General features: G+C 41.5%; 15 protein-coding genes and 4 pseudogenes. 18 read left to right on the top strand and 1 reads right to left on the bottom strand.

Annotated elements, in window-relative coordinates; all coding sequences use genetic code 11:
• Positions 1-33: 33 nt before the first annotated feature.
• The gene (locus GT674_RS13900; RefSeq protein WP_161286252.1) at positions 34-1293 is read right to left on the bottom strand and encodes a polysaccharide deacetylase family protein; all 1260 of its coding nucleotides are present in this window, start codon (positions 1291-1293) and stop codon (positions 34-36) included.
• Between the two features lie 217 nt (positions 1294-1510).
• On the opposite strand from GT674_RS13900, the pseudogene GT674_RS13895 reads away from it, so the two are divergent.
• The 18 genes and pseudogenes from GT674_RS13895 to GT674_RS13810 form a co-directional block, all read left to right on the top strand.
• Positions 1511-2185: pseudogene (locus GT674_RS13895) on the top strand (pseudouridine synthase); the annotation flags it as partial.
• 91 nt (positions 2186-2276) lie between these two features.
• Positions 2277-4235, top strand: coding sequence for an NAD-dependent DNA ligase LigA (ligA, locus tag GT674_RS13890; RefSeq protein ID WP_161286251.1), 1959 nt, complete (start codon positions 2277-2279; stop codon positions 4233-4235).
• Positions 4236-4327: 92 nt separating this feature from the next.
• The gene (metA, locus tag GT674_RS13885) at positions 4328-5269 is read left to right on the top strand and encodes a homoserine O-acetyltransferase MetA (protein ID WP_161286250.1); all 942 of its coding nucleotides are present in this window, start codon (positions 4328-4330) and stop codon (positions 5267-5269) included.
• 401 nt (positions 5270-5670) lie between these two features.
• Positions 5671-5868: pseudogene (locus GT674_RS17945) on the top strand (PBECR4 domain-containing protein); the annotation flags it as partial.
• Between the two features lie 21 nt (positions 5869-5889).
• A pseudogene (locus GT674_RS17940) lies at positions 5890-6027 on the top strand (ZIP family metal transporter); the annotation flags it as partial.
• Between the two features lie 230 nt (positions 6028-6257).
• Positions 6258-7190 carry an AEC family transporter gene (locus tag GT674_RS13870; protein ID WP_161286249.1) on the top strand — a complete coding sequence of 311 codons (933 nt, stop codon included), beginning with the start codon at positions 6258-6260 and terminating at the stop codon, positions 7188-7190.
• 9 nt (positions 7191-7199) lie between these two features.
• Complete coding sequence (locus tag GT674_RS13865; protein ID WP_161286248.1) at positions 7200-8411, top strand: PucR family transcriptional regulator; 1212 nt, start codon at positions 7200-7202, stop codon at positions 8409-8411.
• Positions 8412-8609: 198 nt separating this feature from the next.
• Positions 8610-10286 carry an OPT/YSL family transporter gene (locus GT674_RS13860; protein ID WP_161286247.1) on the top strand — a complete coding sequence of 559 codons (1677 nt, stop codon included), beginning with the start codon at positions 8610-8612 and terminating at the stop codon, positions 10284-10286.
• Positions 10287-10307: 21 nt separating this feature from the next.
• Positions 10308-11390, top strand: a complete 1083-nt coding sequence (locus GT674_RS13855) for a DUF917 domain-containing protein (protein WP_161286246.1) — start codon at positions 10308-10310, stop codon at positions 11388-11390.
• Between the two features lie 17 nt (positions 11391-11407).
• Positions 11408-12346 (top strand): DUF1177 domain-containing protein, encoded by a 939-nt coding sequence (locus GT674_RS13850; protein ID WP_072520935.1) that lies wholly within the window; start codon positions 11408-11410, stop codon positions 12344-12346.
• A 12-nt stretch (positions 12347-12358) separates the two neighbouring features.
• Positions 12359-13033, top strand: a complete 675-nt coding sequence (locus GT674_RS13845; RefSeq protein ID WP_072520936.1) for an AroM family protein — start codon at positions 12359-12361, stop codon at positions 13031-13033.
• Positions 13034-13159: 126 nt separating this feature from the next.
• Positions 13160-14104, top strand: a complete 945-nt coding sequence (locus GT674_RS13840; RefSeq protein ID WP_161286245.1) for an aminopeptidase — start codon at positions 13160-13162, stop codon at positions 14102-14104.
• A 29-nt stretch (positions 14105-14133) separates the two neighbouring features.
• Positions 14134-14787 carry an aspartate/glutamate racemase family protein gene (locus GT674_RS13835; RefSeq protein WP_161286244.1) on the top strand — a complete coding sequence of 218 codons (654 nt, stop codon included), beginning with the start codon at positions 14134-14136 and terminating at the stop codon, positions 14785-14787.
• A gap of 52 nt (positions 14788-14839) precedes the next feature.
• Positions 14840-15379 carry a nitroreductase family protein gene (locus tag GT674_RS13830; RefSeq protein WP_161286243.1) on the top strand — a complete coding sequence of 180 codons (540 nt, stop codon included), beginning with the start codon at positions 14840-14842 and terminating at the stop codon, positions 15377-15379.
• A complete protein-coding gene (locus GT674_RS13825; protein ID WP_161286242.1) occupies positions 15372-15638 on the top strand; it encodes a DUF6092 family protein in 267 nt (88 codons plus the stop codon). Before GT674_RS13830 ends, GT674_RS13825 begins: the two co-directional genes overlap by 8 nt.
• 6 nt (positions 15639-15644) lie before the next feature.
• Positions 15645-16001 carry a hypothetical protein gene (locus GT674_RS13820; protein ID WP_302025581.1) on the top strand — a complete coding sequence of 119 codons (357 nt, stop codon included), beginning with the start codon at positions 15645-15647 and terminating at the stop codon, positions 15999-16001.
• Positions 16002-16010: 9 nt separating this feature from the next.
• Positions 16011-16457 (top strand): tyrosine-type recombinase/integrase, encoded by a 447-nt coding sequence (locus tag GT674_RS13815; RefSeq protein WP_161286240.1) that lies wholly within the window; start codon positions 16011-16013, stop codon positions 16455-16457.
• A gap of 79 nt (positions 16458-16536) precedes the next feature.
• Positions 16537-16908: pseudogene (locus GT674_RS13810) on the top strand (Uma2 family endonuclease); the annotation flags it as partial.
• Positions 16909-16982 lie beyond the last annotated feature (74 nt).

Below are 16982 nucleotides of genomic sequence, written 5' to 3'. Positions count from 1 at the left end.
TCTAAGGAATCTGCTGCTGTTTATGACTTGGGTTTATCCGGTAAAATCACCGTATGCAATGCCGGTTTGTAATTCAGTTCCTTTGATCTTGGCGAGCTCGTGGATCGTGACCAGCTGATAGCCTTCTTCAATCAGTTTTGGAATAAAAATTTCAGCGGCATCAACAGAGGTACTGAAGATGTCGTGCATCAGGATAATAGAACCATCCTGAACCTGAGACATAACGGTATCAACAGTCTTCTGCGCATCCTGTGTTTCCCAGTCCAACGTATCAATTGACCAGAGAATCATAGGAGTACCAACCGTTGATCTTACGGAATCATTGATCGATCCATAAGGAGGACGAAGTACAGTAGCACCATGTCCAACCAGATTGACGAGAGATTCATCTACGCCGGCAATCTCTGCGGACATATCTTCCGGTGAGAGTGTTGTAAGATCTGCATGTGAGTAAGTATGGTTTCCGAGTTCACAGCCCAGTGCCTCCATACGTTTCACCTCATCAGGAAAACTGTCGATTTCCTTTCCTACCATAAAAAAAGTGGCTTTGGCATTGTTGGATTCCAGACAGTCAAGAAGTCTGTCGGTAAAAGAACTCGGACCGTCATCAAATGTCAGAGCTGCATATTTGACAGAAGGCTTCTGTGATTTGGAATCTTTTTTACCGGAATCTTTCTTACCTGAATTTTTTTTATCAGAATCTTTCTTATTGTTTTCTTTGCTGTTAGATGAATCTGATTCCGGCTTGGATGTTGGAGTGGATTCTTTTGGCGAGTAGCCCTTCAGTGAACCATCACTTTGAAGCTCATAGCTCTTACCATCGACGGTGATGATGCCGGTCTGCATAATGCCATCCAGATCCATATAATAACGTTTCCCGTCTGCATCCACCCAACCGGTCTGCATGATGCCATCCTGGTTGAAGTAGTAGGTTTTGCCATCTGTATCAGTGAGCCATCCGGTATGTGCTTTGCCATCTACCATAAAGAGCCAGTTGCTTCCACTGGAAGTCCACACGCCTGAAGCTGCTTCATCAGAAACCTTACGTTTAGAATCTGATGGCTTTTTGGCAGGAGTTGGCGAGGCTGTTGCAGAAGGGGTAGAATTTTCCTTCTGGTCAGAATCTGTCTTATCTTGTTTCTGGCTGTCAGAAGAGGCGGTCATACTGGAAGAAGTTTCCTCAAGAACGGAAAAATCAGCAGTGGACTGTCTGAGTGTGACACCAAGAACGAGACACAGTGCAATGGCGATGAGCAGCAGAAACGGATTTGTATGTTTTTTGCGGCTTGGCATGCCGTTTCCTCCTAACATTTGTTAAAATAATACCGGGTTTCGTGAAACGAAAATTCCAGACTTTATACATGATACAATAACTGACACAAAAATACAAGAGTTCGACAGATTTTGCCACATTCATGGCAAAACACTTCGCGGAATATTACCTGTGAACAGCTGCTATAATTAGAAACTCTTTCTTGCGGTGAAAAAGAAAAAATTATATAATAGAGCAATGGACAAAAAAAATAAAACAGAAAACACAGAAATGATCAGAATAAATAAATACTTAAGCAATGCAGGAGTATGCTCAAGACGGGATGCCGATCAGTTTACGGATGGCGGAAGAGTTACACTTGATGGCCGGATGATAAAAACCGGTGAGAAAATTCCGGCGGATGCAGTTGTCTGTCTGGACGGCAGACCGGTTATAAAAGAAGAGAAGAAGGTTGTTCTGCTTTTTTATAAGCCAAGAGGAATTGTCTGCAGTACAAGGAAGCAGCGCAATGAGACTACGGTGACAGAATATCTGAATTATCCTCTTCGGATATATCCGGTGGGAAGGCTGGACAAAGATTCCGAAGGACTGCTTCTTCTTACAAATCAGGGAGATCTGGTAAATCGTATCATGCGTGCCGGAAATTACCATGAGAAGGAATATGCTGTAACAGTAGATAAAGAAATCAACGAAGAATTTCTACGGGGAATGCGAAACGGTGTTCCAATCCTGGATACAGTGACAAGACCCTGCACTGTGAGAAAAACAGGAAAGAGAAGTTTTCAGATCATTTTGACACAGGGATTGAACCGACAGATACGCCGAATGTGTGAATATTTCGGATATCAGGTACAGACGCTTAAGAGGGTGCGGATCATGAATCTGACTCTTGACGGACTGAAACCTGGAGAATATCGCGATATAAGGGCTGAAGAAAGGGTGGAGTTAAACAGCCGGATCAGGAATTCATCCAGCGAAACAATCAAAGAAACAGGAGGACACAATGGAAATATCAGCCGTAAACCAAATGAAAGAACTGGTAAAAAAACTGAACGAGGCAGCAAAGGCTTACTATCAGGAAGACCGGGAGATCATGAGCAACAGAGAGTACGACGATCTGTACGATCAGCTGGAAAGCATGGAGGCGGAAACAGGCATCGTTCTGGCAGATAGTCCAACTGTTAATGTAGGATATGAAGCAGTGGATGCACTGCCGAAAGAAACCCATGAATCGCCCATGCTTTCTCTGGATAAAACAAAGGACAGAGAAACCCTGAGAGCTTTTATCGGAACACATCCATCTCTGCTTTCCTGGAAAATGGACGGACTTACGATTGTTCTGACTTATGATCATGGAGAACTGGTGAAGGCAGTTACCCGTGGAAATGGTATTGTAGGAGAGGTTATTACCAACAATGCCAGAACCTTCAAGAATATTCCGCTTAAGATCGCATATCAGGGAAGACTGGTACTGAGAGGAGAAGCAATCATTACGTATTCTGATTTTGAGAGGATCAATGCAACGATTGAGGATGTGGATGCAAAATATAAAAATCCTCGAAATCTCTGCAGTGGATCAGTCAGACAGCTGAATAATCAGATCACAGCCCGGAGAAATGTAAGATTTTATGCTTTCGCACTGGTGTCTGCGCAGGATGTTGATATGCATAATTCCAGAGCTTATCAGATGCAGTGGCTTAAATCTCAGGGATTTGAGGTGGTAGAATATCGGATGGTTACGGGCGAGACGCTGGATGAAGCAATGGATTATTTTTCTCATGCAATTGAGCACAATGATTTTCCGTCGGATGGTTTGGTTGCACTCTATGATGACATTGCTTATGGAGATTCGCTTGGAAGCACAGCAAAATTCCCGCGAAATGCCTTTGCCTTTAAATGGGCAGACGAGATCCGGGAAACGATACTGCGGGAGATCGAATGGAGTCCGTCCAGGACAGGACTGATCAATCCGATTGCCGTTTTTGATTCGGTGGAATTGGAGGGAACGACAGTCAGCCGTGCCAGTGTTCATAATGTGAGCATTGTAAAAGAGTTACAGCTTGGAATTGGTGATACAATTCAGGTCTACAAGGCAAATATGATCATCCCACAGATTGCAGAAAATCTGACAAAAAGCGGTAAACTGGAAATTCCGCATATCTGTCCGGTCTGCGGACAGGAAGCAAGGATCATTCAGGAGAATGAGGTGGAGTCTCTTTACTGCATGAATCCGGATTGTGTTGCAAAAAAAATCAAAGCATTTACGCTTTTTGTAAGCAGGGATGCCATGAACATAGATGGTTTGTCCGAGGCAACACTGGAGAAGTTTATTGCCAAAGGATTTATTCATGATTTTGGTGATATTTTTGAAATTGCGAAATATCGTGATGAGATCGTAGAAATGGATGGATTTGGGGAGAAGTCCTTTGATAACCTGATGACCAGCATAGAGAAAGCAAAGGAGACAGTGCCGGCAAAAGTGCTTTACAGTCTTGGCATTGCAAACATCGGACTTTCCAATGCGAAGGTCATCTGCCGGCATTTCGAGGATGATCTGGCACAGATCCGGAATGCAAAGGAAGAGGAAGTCGGTGCGATTGATGGCATTGGTCCGGTAATTGCGAGAAGTCTTACAAAATACTTTGAAGACCCGGATAATAACCGCAGACTGGATCATCTGCTCAGATATCTTCATATTAATAAAGAAGAAATCTCAAAGAATCAGACTCTGGCTGGAATGAATTTTGTTATCACAGGAAGTCTGGAGCATTTCAGCAACCGCGGAGAAGCCAAGAATCTGATAGAATCTCTTGGCGGAAAGGTAACAGGAAGTGTAACAGGAAAGACGAATTATCTGATTAACAATGATACAGCTTCCAATTCATCAAAAAACAAAAAAGCGAGAGAACTTGGAATTCCGATTTTGTCAGAAACGGATTTTCTCAAAATGACAGAAGAATAAAAGTAACTGTTCACAGGTAATATTCCGCGAGGTGTTTTGCCATGAACAGTGACGAACAAAACAGAAAGATATACACGAGGAGGAATGGGAAAATGCCTATCAAGATACAGGGAGAATTGCCGGTAAAGGAAATTCTGGAAAGAGAAAACATATTTGTTATGGACGAGACAAGGGCTGTGCATCAGGATATCCGTCCGATTCAGATTCTGATCCTGAACCTGATGCCGCTTAAGGAGGAAACAGAACTTCAGCTTCTTCGTTCTCTTTCCAATACACCGCTTCAGGTTGATGTGACATTTATGGCGGTGGCAAGTCATGAGGCGAAAAATACGTCTCTCAGCCACCTGAATAAATTTTATGAAACTTTTTCTGAACTGAAAGAGAAGCGTTTTGATGGAATGATCATAACAGGAGCACCGGTAGAGCAGATGGAATTTGAGAAAGTGGATTACTGGAACGAGCTTCAGGTGATTATGGACTGGACCGAAAGCCATGTGACTTCGACAATTTTCCTGTGCTGGGCAGCACAGGCAGGTCTGTATCATTTTTACGGACTTAAGAAACGTCAGCTTGACCATAAAATGTTTGGATTATTCTGGCACAAAGTACTGAATCGCAAAATCCCGCTGGTAAGGGGGTTTGATGATATGTTCCTTGCACCACACTCCAGACATACAGAGGTGCCGATCGAAGATATCCGTGCCTGCAAAGACATTACAATTCTGGCGGAATCTGAGGAGGCCGGGCTTTTCCTTGCAATGGCGGAAGGCGGAAGAAAGATTTTTGTCATGGGACATCCGGAATATGACAGGGTTACACTGGATGGAGAGTATAAACGTGATATGAGCAAAGGACTTCCGATCGAAATTCCGGAAAATTATTATCGAGAGGATGATCCGACAAACAAACCGCTGCTTATGTGGAGAGCCCATGCGAATAATCTGTATACGAACTGGCTGAATTATTACGTATATCAGAGTACACCGTTCGACCTCTATGGAACACCTGATTTTGACAGTATTAACCTGGATTAATGCAGGTTTGGAGAAATTGCCTGAAATGGCATAAAATGGCGTAGTTAGACATAATGTGGTCTAAAAATGGAGTGGAAAATGGGGTGGTCGATGGAGTAGTGAAGATTTCAGATGTCTTAACTGGGCATCGAGCCTGGCAGCTTGGATAAAGCTGTAGTCCATGTGGGGGACTTAATGATTTCCACGTCATTTAGGGTATCTTAACTGGGTACCGAGGCTGACAACCAGCAGAAAACTCTTTTTCAAAAGAAAGTTTTAGAGGAGTGTGGTTAAGCATCACACTCCTCTTTGCGTATGAGGTGCGAATGGCAACAAAGACAGATAAGAAAAATGCAATACGGAAAATATTATAGATTCGGCAAGCATGTATAGTCAGAATTTGGCAGGTAAGACTTATTTGTATGTATAATGAATATTTTGAAGTTTCATTTCCGATAGATCATTTTTTACATTTAACAGGAGTAGAGACGAGACTTTCAGCAAAAGATTTTTATAAAAATGCTAAAAAGGCCACGCTCTCAAATAATCAGTTTTACTTTAATGCAAGGCATCCATATGCAAATGCGAAAAAGAAATTGCCATGTTTGAAACGACTGCATGCAAGAAAGGACAGGTTGCTTTTAGCACGGTTTGCAGCAGGAGCCATGTTATATGTCGAGGTTGAAAAACTAATTCCGGAAATGTCGCAGGGACAGCACTTGAATATTGGTACGCTTTTCTTTGCACTTGGATATCAGGAAGGGATCTTATTACAATAGGAATCTTCTATGTAATTTATTTGAAACTTCAAATTGCCCACGCAAATTAATTGCGTGAGGAGAAGTAGCAGTTATCCAAGTTCACAGTCACTGATTGCCTGCATTACGATATTTGTTGTAATGAAATTCTACACAGAGTTGAAAAAGAAAAATCAGACTCGTATAATAACATAAGTAATTGATTCTGTTATTCTTATTAACAGGATACTAACGGGTCACAGGAGGACTTTATGAATTATATGATGGCGATTCTGCCTAAAATGGGTGGTTTCCTTTTACTTGTTCTCATAGGCTTTACTGCTTCACGCACAGGTATAATAAAAAAAGAAGCAATGCCCTCTATTTCCGGATTTTTACTTAGGATTGCGCTACCGGCACTGACGATTGGTCTGATCCTTGAAAATCAGACCACCTTTCAGACAATGACTCAATATGGAAAAATGGTCTTATCACAGATTCTTATGTATTTTGTTATGGCAGCAGGAGGAATCCTTGGAAGCCACATTTGTCATCTTAAAGGAACTACAGCCAATGTTCATTGTGGATGTTCTGTAGGTGGCAATTATGGCTTTTTGGTGATTCCTCTGATCATGACACTGTTTGGTGATCAGGGCGGCAATGTATATATTCCTATATGTTCCGTTATTGATACGACTCTGGTCTGGACTCTGGGTGTTACATTATTTACAAATGGAATCGGACTAAAAGAGAATTCCTGGAAAAAGATCATTATGAATCCAATTTTCCTTTCAATCCTACTGGGTTTATGTCTGACTAGTTTTCATATTTCTGTTCCGGACATAATTTTGAGTACCATTGGTTCTGTTGGCAATACCTGCTACAGTTGGGGGCTGGTTTACCTTGGATGCAGTCTTGGATTTATGAAACTTACCAATATTTTTAAGTATAAGTCCATACTGGTCCTGTTTTTCACAAAATCATTTGCACTCCCACTGATAATATACTTCATTTCTCGTCATTTTCTTTCAGAAATTGAAAGTATGATCCTTATGCTGATCTGTGCAGCACCAGCAATGACAACTTCCAGTATGATTGCAGAACAATATAATCTGGACGGAGAATATGCCTCTACAGCTGTGGTAACGACAACTTTGCTTTGTATGTTGATCATACCGCTGCTGTTCTGTCTGATATCATTATAGGAGAGAAAAATGGATTTACTTGTTAAAGATATAGTTAAAATTTGGAATAATGGAGACGCTTCGCTTGTTGCAGGAAAAGAAGGTATTTTACGTAAGGTTGAAGTATTTGATATGATGGAGCAGCCAAATATCAAACCGTGGCTCAGAGAACATTTGATTTTGATAACCACTGGATATGTGATACGAAATGATAAAGAGGCTCTTCTTCAGATTATAAGAGATATGAACGATGCGAATGCGTCAGCTCTTGCAATAAAAACACGTTTTTTTGATGATTTTCCCAAGGAAGCTCTTCAGCTGGCAGATGAATTAAAACTTCCGCTGTTCTTTCTCAACAATAATGCGGGCTTTACAGAACTTACCTTTCCAATAATGACTGCAATTGTGGAATCCAGAAGCAATGTTGCACTTGATACCCGTTATCAGATCGGACGTCAGAATAAATCTGAACTGGATCGAAAACTATTTTTTGATATTATTAATGGAAAAGTTACACAGACCGAGGAAGTAGAATATAGAATCGCTTCTCTTCAGTGGCCATCTGAACCATTTCGTGTGATTGCCCTTTCTCTGGAAATATCAGAGAATTCTTTTCTTTTGGAAATAAAGAAGGAATCCCAGATAAAGGGTATATCCCGAGTTCTTAATAATCATCACATCAAAAATGTAGTTATATGCGGTAAAGAAATATGTTATGCGATCACAATTTCTTCAATAAATGAGTCCATGATCAAGAAAATGACAGAAGATATGATTCAAAAGACATGCGAAATCAATAACTGTATGTGCTCTGCGATCATCAGCGATATAGTAGAAGATTATCTGGCGCTTCCCAATACCTATCAGCAGATAAAAGAGGGATTTTTGGTTCGTAATATAAGAAAACAGCAATGGTCTCAGGTTTTTTTATCTAATCTTCAATATGATCGTATTATGTTACTCATGTCTGCTGATAAGGAAGCACTGGCATTTATCAAAAAGAAGCTGGGTCCACTGGTAACCTATGACCGTGTACACGGCACAAAACTTCTTGATACTCTTGAAGCATTTATTCATAATAATTGTTCACGTAAACTGGCAGCAGAGGCACTGTTTCTGCATCGAAATACCATGGCACACAGAATCAGCAAGATAGAAGAAATACTACATTGCAGTCTGGAGGATCCAGATATGATGGATAAATTAGAATTTGCTATAAAATTAAAAATGTATATACATTAAAAACAAATGTGCACCATGCACAATATTTAATTAAAAAAAGTGTGTTACCACCAATGCTTTTAGCGAATTAAAGTGATATAATACAAAACAACATATGTGAAGCCGATGTAGGCGTTCCTACATCGGCTAATTTTGTACTCTGGCCTGCTGTCAACCGGATACGAGCACATATATTTTATAGGAAATGGAGGAGATAACATGGTTAGTAACACAAAGAAAGATTACACACAGATGCATATCAAAGCATCAGAACATCCAAAAGCGTATTCACCGTATATTCTTATTCTGAATATTGTGATGAGCGTCCTTGGTGCTATCATCGGTCTTGAATTGATCGTGCGTACGGGTGTCGCACCAAACACATCTATCGTAGGAGCGTTATTTGCAATCATCATTTCACGTCTGCCTATCGCATTTTTAAAGAAATATCAGAGTATTCACTGCCAGAATATGATTCAGACATCAATTTCGGGAGCAACATTCTCAGCAGCAAACTGCTTCCTGCTTCCGATTGGTATTCCGGTTATTATGGGCAGAATGGATCTTATGTATCCTATGCTTGTTGGTGTATTTCTTGCAACCATTATTGATGCAACAATTCTTTATAAGACATTTGACAGCGAAATGTTTCCGGCAGAAGGAGCATGGCCTCCAGGAGTTGCATCTGCAGAATCTATCCTTGCAGTTGTAGAAAAGGGAAAGAAAGCTTTTTTGCTCATTGTAGGTATGGTCATCGGTGTTGGTGGTAAAATGATCGGTATTCCTACGGATCTTCTTGGTGTTTCCTGGTTCGGCGATTTTGCAGCGATGACAGCTCTTGGCGTAGGATCAATTGTGATCGGTATCATTAAGACAAATGGATTTATTATTGATATCTTCGGCCGTAGCTTTCCAATCATTACAAACATCTTCGGTGAAGGTGCTGATCTGATGGCTTCAAACATGTTCAAATACATGCCCCATGGTATTATGATCGGAGCAGGTCTTGTGTCCCTTATCCAATGCGGCCGTATGCTTTTCAAGAAAGGTGACGGAGACAGTGCAGCAGGTAAGTTTACCTCCAGCATGGCAAATATGAAAAAAGCCCTTGGTGGTGGATATGTTGCATATCTGGTAGTAGCAATTTTATTGGCAATAATTACAGGCATCTGGTCAGAAATGGGTGTTGTTCAGCTGATTATTTGGATTATCTTCTCAGCTTTTGCAGCTATTGCTTCTGAACTGATTGTTGGTATTTCAGCAATGTACTCAGGATGGTTTCCGGGATTTGCGACAGCTCTTATTTTCCTGATTGTTGGAATGTTGATCGGATTCCCATCACTTCCACTTGGAATCCTTGTTGCTTATACTTCTGCAACCGGTCCTGCTTTCTCTGATATGGCATATGATCTTAAATGCGGTTACATCCTTCGTGGATGCGGGAAAGATCAGGAACTTGAGCTCGAAGGAAGAAAACAGCAGTATATCAGTGAAATTGTAGGTTTTGTGGTAGCTTTTATACTTGTGGCAATTATGGCAAAACAGTACTTTGCGCAGGGGCTCTTTGCACCGGTTGATGCTACTTTTGCAGCAACGATTGAAGCTGGCGCAGGCGGAGATGTAGCTAAATGGCTGCTTATCTGGGCAATTCCGGGAGCAATCATCCAGTTCCTTGGCGGATCCAGACAGGTTGGTATTCTTTTTGCAACTGGTCTTCTTGTTGGTTCCACTATTAACGGTCTGACAATTCTGATCGCATTGCTTATTCGCTACATTCTTGTTAAAAAGGACAAAGAAAACGAGCAGACCCTCAATATTATGGGTGCCGGTTCACTTGCCGGAGCAGCTCTGTACAGTTTCTTTACGGCTACATTATCACTTGGTAAAAAGAAATAATAACGGGAGATGATTAATAAAATGAAAACTAAAGGAATCCGTCTTACAAAAGATGTCCTTGATGCTGCACTCACCGGAGGAACCATCCTCGGCGGCGGTGGCGGCGGCGATCCGAAAAAAGGCAGAAAATACGCTGAGATTGCAGTTGATTATACCGATCTCAGACTTATTACAATCGATGAACTGGATGAAAATGATGTACTATTGACAGCTTCTCTGGTAGGTGCACCAAATGCGCCAGCCCAGTTCATGACTCCGAAGGATATCGCAAAAACTGTTGAAATCCTTCAGAAAAACTGTGATTTTAATATTGGCGGAATTATTACCAACGAACAGGGCGGAGAAGCAACAGTAAATGGCTGGCTTCAGGCTGCTGTTACAGGACTTCCGGTTGTTGATGCCCCTTGTAACGGACGAGCTCATCCAACAGGTGTAATGGGAAGCATGAATCTTCACAGACTTGCAGATTATACAACAGTACAGGCCTGTGTCGGCGGTAATCCAGATACTGGAAACCATATCGAATGCTTCTTTGAAGGAACGATCGATCATACGTCCAAGATGGTGCGTCTTGCCTCTATTGAAGCAGGTGGACTGGTCGCAGTAGCACGAAATCCGGTAAAAGTGTCTTATGCCCGTGAAAACTGTGCCCTTGGTGGTGTAAGTTATGCAATCGATACAGGAAAAGCGTTCTTAAAAGGACTGGAATCTTCCGTTGAGGATGCAGTTAACGGTGTATGTACTTTCCTGAATGGCCGTGTCCTTGCAAGGGGACCGGTACAGAATTTTTCTATCGAGACAACTGGTGGCTTCGATGTAGGTTATGCTGCTGTTGACGGCTGTGAAATGACATTCTGGAATGAATATGCTACTGCCGAAAAAGATGGCGAGCGTCTTGCAACTTTCCCGGATCTAATTATGACGATCAATGCCAAAACAGGAGAGCCTGTTACAACTGCCATGATGGAAGAGGGACTTGATGTTTATGTAATTGCCACAGACAAAAAGAATCTGAAGCTTTCGCCGACCATGTATGCGCCGGAATTGCTGAAAGCAACCGAAGATGTAATTAAAAAAGACTTAATCAGTCATCTGAGTAAATAGTCGGGAGGAATAATAACATGTTAATGAAAGAAATTATTGCTGCTTATGATGTACTTGACAGTTCATTTGTAACAGGAGAAGAAGTTAAAAAATATCTTCTCGGGATCAAAGCCGATGCCAATGTAGAAGTCTATGAACTGGTAGGCCCTAAGGGAAGCACAGATATGCTTAAAGTGCGTATTCCTGGTAAAAACGGCAAGACAAATGGTGGAGATGCTCCTACAATCGGACTCCTTGGCAGACTTGGCGGAATTGGCGCACGTCCGGAACGTATTGGCTTTGTATCTGACGGTGATGGCGCACTCTGCGCGGTAGCTCTCGCTGCAAAACTGCTTGATATGCAAAACAAAGGAGACTATCTTGACGGTGATGTGTTTATTTCTACACATATCTGTCCGCATGCTCCGACAGCTCCGCATGATCCGGTTCCTTTCATGGGTTCACCAGTAGAAATGGCACAGGTAAACAAAGAAGAAGTGTCTCCGGATCTTGATGCTTTACTTGTTGTTGACACAACAAAAGGCAACCGTGTGATTAACACAAGAGGTTTTGCTATTTCTCCAACAGTAAAAGAGGGATATGTATTAAGAACTTCTGAAGATCTTCTTGATCTGATGCAGATCACTACAGGACGTCTTCCATATGTATTCCCACTGGCTACCCAGGATATCACACCTTACGGAAATGATGTGCACCACTTAAATAGTATTCTTCAGCCATGTACAGCTACAGATGCACCTGTTGTTGGTGTAGCTATCACAGCAGAGACAATGGTACCTGGATGCGCTACAGGCGCTACTCATGCTACAGACGTAGAGGAAGCTGCAAGATTTATGTTAGAAGTTGCCAAAGCATATGGAAGAAAACAGTGTAGTTTCTATGATGCTGATGAATATGCACGTCTCCAGAAATTATATGGAAGCATGAAACATCTTCAGACTCTCGGAAACGAATAAGGAGGTTTTGGTATGAAAATAGGTGCAATTACCATCGGTCAGGCTCCGCGAACTGATGTAACAGCAGACATTCTAAGAATCTTTGATGATTCACTGGAACTTGTCCAGGCAGGCGGTCTGGATGGACTTACAAAAGAAGAGATTGCTGAGTTTGCTCCCGGCAAGGATGATTATGTCCTTGTCTCCAGATTGACAGATGGGAGTTCTGTGACATTTGCCGAGCGTCATATCCTGCCAAGACTTCAGGATGCTATTAACCACATGGAAGATGAGGGATGCAGTCTTATCATGATGTTCTGTACCGGAAGTTTTCCGGAGACACTTTCAGCCAAGAATATTCCTATGATCTATCCATGTGAGCTGCTCAATCGCCTTGTTCCGCTGATGACTAAGAAATCAAGCATAATCTGCATGACTCCATCACCACTTCAGACAGAACAATGTGAAGAAAAATGGAAAAACTATGTTGATCATGTAACAGCAATTGCGGCTTCACCATATGGCGACTGGGATGCACTCGAAAAGGCAGCTGAAGAGATTAAAGATCTTGATGCGGATCTGATTGTTCTTGACTGTATAGGTTATACACAGGAAATGAAAAAAATGTTTGCAGAAAAAACCGGTAAGAAAGTTGTTCTTCCAAGAACACTTCTGGCCAGAGTTGTCTCTGAATTAACTGACATCTGAATAGACATATAAATTATATATATTCAGTATTTTCCGGACATTTCGCAGGTCCATCAAAGTCCGGCGGAATGTCCGTTTTTTACTTTATAACAAAAATTAAAAAGATAACGAAAAGGGGAAATGATAATGGAAAATTTAGTTAAGATAGCAGAGGGAGTTCTTACTTCATGTCTGGCTGTAAAACCGGGCGAAGAAATTCTGGTTATTACAGATGACAGTCGTAAAGAAATTGGCGAAGCAATCTATGAGGCAGCTGGAAATCTTGGATGCGAAAAAATCCTTATGGTTATGAAAGAAAGGGAAGTTAGTGGACAGGAACCGCCTAAAGCAATTGCCGAAGCTATGAAAGCTGCTGATGTTGTAATTGCTCCGACTGCCCAGTCACTCACTCATACGAACGCCAGAATTGAAGCAGCGAAAGCAGGTACAAGAGTAGCAACAATGCCTGGTATTACCAAAGAGATGTTTTCACAGGGTGCCATGACTGCCGACTACAGCAAAGTAGAAGAATTAACTGCAAAAGTAACAGAAATGCTCACCAACGCCTCCAAGGCACGCATCGAAAAAGATGGGAAGGTTCTTACGATCAATCTCGATGGCAGGGATGGTGTTCCAAGTCCTGGAGTATATAAAGAATCCGGAAAATGTGGAAATCTTCCTTCCGGAGAAGCCTATATTGCTCCGCTAGAAGATGGTTCCGATGGCGAGATGATTATTGATGGATCTATGGTCGGTATTGGAAAACTGGCAAGTCCTTTACATATGACAATTTCAGGAGGAAAGCTTTGTTCAGTAAAAGGAGATAAGAGCGAAAATCTTGATATCCTTCTTAAAAACGAGACCAACGGAACACTCTGTGAACTTGGAATCGGAACTAACGAAGCAGCTATACTGAATGGAATCATTCTTGAAGATGAAAAAGTATATGGAACCGTACACATTGCTTTCGGAACCAATACGTCATTTGGTGGTGTAAATAAAGCGGAATGTCATATGGACGGAATTGTCCTGCGTCCGACATTATATCTGGATGATATTAAAGTTATCGAAAATGGTGTTTTTCTTATCTGATTTTTTACGATATAAAGGAGAAATTGAAAATGGATAAAAAATTTAAAGTAGGTCTGATTAGAGTCCTTACAACAGAAGATGAAGAGGTGCTTTCCGCACATGGCAAACAGATTATGTCATATTTCCCTGAACTTCAGGTCGAAACTAAATGTATTCCGGACCAGTATGAGGGAATACACAGTCCTGAACTCGGTGAACTGGCTATCCCCAAAATTGTTAAAACAGCTCAATCCTTCACGGATGTTGATATGATTATCGTAAGCTGTGCGGATGATCCGGGTGTTGCGGAGATTCGTAAAGTTCTCTCGGACATTCCTGTTACTGGCGGCGGCGAGACAACTGTAGCACTTGCTCTTAAATATGGCAGCAAGATTGGTGTGCTTGGAATCACAGACTATGCACCTCAGGCATATAGGAGAATGATTCCTGATCAGATGATACTAGGCAGACCTGAAGGTGTACATAGCACACTGGATCTGATGACACCAGAAGGAAAAGAAAGTGTGCTGAAACTTGGCTTGAAGTTAAAAGAACAAGGCGCAGAAGTAATTGCACTTGCCTGCACTGGTCTTGCAACGATTGGTATAGCCAAAGATCTGGAAAACGAAACAGGACTTCCTGTTATTGACCCGGTTATGGCAGAGGGATTGTTCGCTTATTTCGAATATCTCAGAAAAAAATAATAATACAAGTTCATAACGATCAGCTATATGCTGTCAGAAAGGTAGCAAAGATATGTTATTAAATGAAGCTATTCTGAGCCGTCACAGCACACGGTCTTTTCATCCTGATCCTGTAGACAGAGCGTTGCTGTTTACTTTGGCAGATGCGGCTCAACAGGCACCTTCGGCCAGTAATCTGCAGGCTTGGAGATTTCTGTTTATTACAGATCCACAGCTTAAAGAAAAAGTAGATCTTTTTAGTCCGGGGCTTTCTGGCAAACCACCAGTCATCCTTGTAGTCTGCTCAGATATGGAGAAGGCATCAAGAAAGGGTGGTAAAAATTCTGAAGTGTACGGATGCCTTATGGATGCATCAATGGCTGCTGAGAATCTCATGCTAAAAGCTACTGAATTAGGGCTTGGAACATGTGCAATCAAATCATACAATGATACAGCGGTTCGTAAAATATTGGAACTTCCAGACAGATATCGTATTGAGATGCTTATCTCTATAGGTTATCCAGATGGTACCCCTCGTTGCCCGAAGCGTCCTCCGGTAGAACAGATATGCTATTTTGATCATATTGAGGAAGAGGAGAGAATTGATGAATAATCCTGAATTCGAATTACTGGTATATCTGATCACCAGTGCCAGAGCGCTTCCAGAAGAGCCGGCAAGTTACGGCTCAATCAGACTTGCTGAAGCTGCTTCCAGACTGTGTCAGATTATATGCAATAATGACCCTGATAATAAAACATATTGTGAACTTCTTAACTGTATTGAAACTGATAAGGGAAAAGCCCTGACAGAACCGGAACGTTTTTCAGCCATGCTTGAAAAAGCATCTGAAATATTGGTGGACTGTCTGTAAAATAACATAAAAGGGGCTGTTGCAAAATATGTTTTTGAACATAATATACAGCCATACATCGGAAACCCGAAATTGACAGAGATTACGCGACTGATGGTAACAGATGTTTTGAACAAACTGAAAGAAAAGGAAGATCAGCAGGTATTCTTTCAGTGTAGCAGCGGAACATTTTACGATAATCTGTTCCGAGTAGCGGTTAGCACTGGTCTTCGTCCAGGGGAGCTTTTTGCTCTAACAGAGGATAATCTTGATTTTAGCAAGAAAGAAATACGTGTTGAAAAAACATTGTTATACCAAAAATTGGAGGGCGACACTGGGAAGACCTTCCACGAAAACGATCCAAAAACATTTTCGAGTCGATGAACAGTACCGATGAATAAATATTGTGAGGAGGCACTGCAGAGGCAGATTGTCCTACATAAAATGGTTATAAATAACTCTCCGAAACTGAAAGGGGAGCGCACAAATTATATTTTTTGCACGATTTACGGAACTCCTCTATGCTCGCAGATTTATGCAGACGCTATAGCCCGGATTGTTAAGGAAATTAATTACAGCAGGGATCCGTTGGAGACTATGGAGAAATTTTCTGGACACTGCTTCCGACATACATTTGTTACCCGATGCTTTGAAGCTGATATTCCACCAAAAACCGTCCAGACATATCTGGGGCATGCAACTCTGCAGATGACCATGGATCTGTATACCTCTGTAATGGACAAAAAGAAAATTGACGATATACAGTTACTGGAGGATACAATTGGACTGGACGAAATCGACAAGCCTGATCCAAATAGCAAAATAATAAAACTGGCGTAATGTGGCTTGCCACAAAGAAAATAAGCTGTTACTATAGTTATAAGGTAACAGCTTATTTTTTCGAGAAAGGAATGATTGCATGCCTTTATTAAAAGAAGAAACTTATACTATAGAAGATATTTATGCCCTGCCGGACGGCAAAAGGGCGGAACTGATTGACGGGCATATTTACTACATGGCACCGCCAAGCAGAAAGCATCAGGATATTTCGGTGGAATTATCTAGTGCAATAAAAGATTATATTCGCTCACATGCCGGAAAATGCAAAGTATATGCAGCTCCATTTGCAGTGTATCTCGATGAAAAAACAGATACCTATGTAGAGCCGGATATATCAGTCATCTGTGATCCTGATAAACTGGATGACAAAGGATGTAAAGGTGCGCCGGATTGGATTATCGAGATTGTTTCTCCGGGCAGCAGACAGATGGACTATTATACTAAGCTGTTTAACATAATATATAGCAAGAATTCTCCTTCCTCTACAGGTGGGAGATGAATTGCAAAAAATAAAAAAGAACACTT

This window comes from Blautia sp. BIOML-A1 (genome assembly GCF_009883055.1).
In the GTDB taxonomy this organism is placed as follows: Bacteria; Bacillota; Clostridia; order Lachnospirales; family Lachnospiraceae; genus Blautia_A.
This window is presented reverse-complemented; position numbering and strand designations above follow the sequence as displayed.

Coding starts and splice junctions, on each gene's coding strand:
- GT674_RS13860 (WP_161286247.1), top strand. CDS start 8,610: ATGGTTAGTAACACAAAGAAAGATTACACACAGATGCATATCAAAGCA.
- GT674_RS13815 (WP_161286240.1), top strand. CDS start 16,011: ATGAATAAATATTGTGAGGAGGCACTGCAGAGGCAGATTGTCCTACAT.
- GT674_RS13850 (WP_072520935.1), top strand. CDS start 11,408: ATGTTAATGAAAGAAATTATTGCTGCTTATGATGTACTTGACAGTTCA.
- GT674_RS13825 (WP_161286242.1), top strand. CDS start 15,372: ATGAATAATCCTGAATTCGAATTACTGGTATATCTGATCACCAGTGCC.
- GT674_RS13835 (WP_161286244.1), top strand. CDS start 14,134: ATGGATAAAAAATTTAAAGTAGGTCTGATTAGAGTCCTTACAACAGAA.
- GT674_RS13870 (WP_161286249.1), top strand. CDS start 6,258: ATGAATTATATGATGGCGATTCTGCCTAAAATGGGTGGTTTCCTTTTA.
- GT674_RS13830 (WP_161286243.1), top strand. CDS start 14,840: ATGTTATTAAATGAAGCTATTCTGAGCCGTCACAGCACACGGTCTTTT.
- GT674_RS13900 (WP_161286252.1), bottom strand. CDS start 1,293: ATGCCAAGCCGCAAAAAACATACAAATCCGTTTCTGCTGCTCATCGCC.
- GT674_RS13855 (WP_161286246.1), top strand. CDS start 10,308: ATGAAAACTAAAGGAATCCGTCTTACAAAAGATGTCCTTGATGCTGCA.
- metA (WP_161286250.1), top strand. CDS start 4,328: ATGCCTATCAAGATACAGGGAGAATTGCCGGTAAAGGAAATTCTGGAA.
- GT674_RS13840 (WP_161286245.1), top strand. CDS start 13,160: ATGGAAAATTTAGTTAAGATAGCAGAGGGAGTTCTTACTTCATGTCTG.
- GT674_RS13865 (WP_161286248.1), top strand. CDS start 7,200: ATGGATTTACTTGTTAAAGATATAGTTAAAATTTGGAATAATGGAGAC.
- ligA (WP_161286251.1), top strand. CDS start 2,277: ATGGAAATATCAGCCGTAAACCAAATGAAAGAACTGGTAAAAAAACTG.
- GT674_RS13845 (WP_072520936.1), top strand. CDS start 12,359: ATGAAAATAGGTGCAATTACCATCGGTCAGGCTCCGCGAACTGATGTA.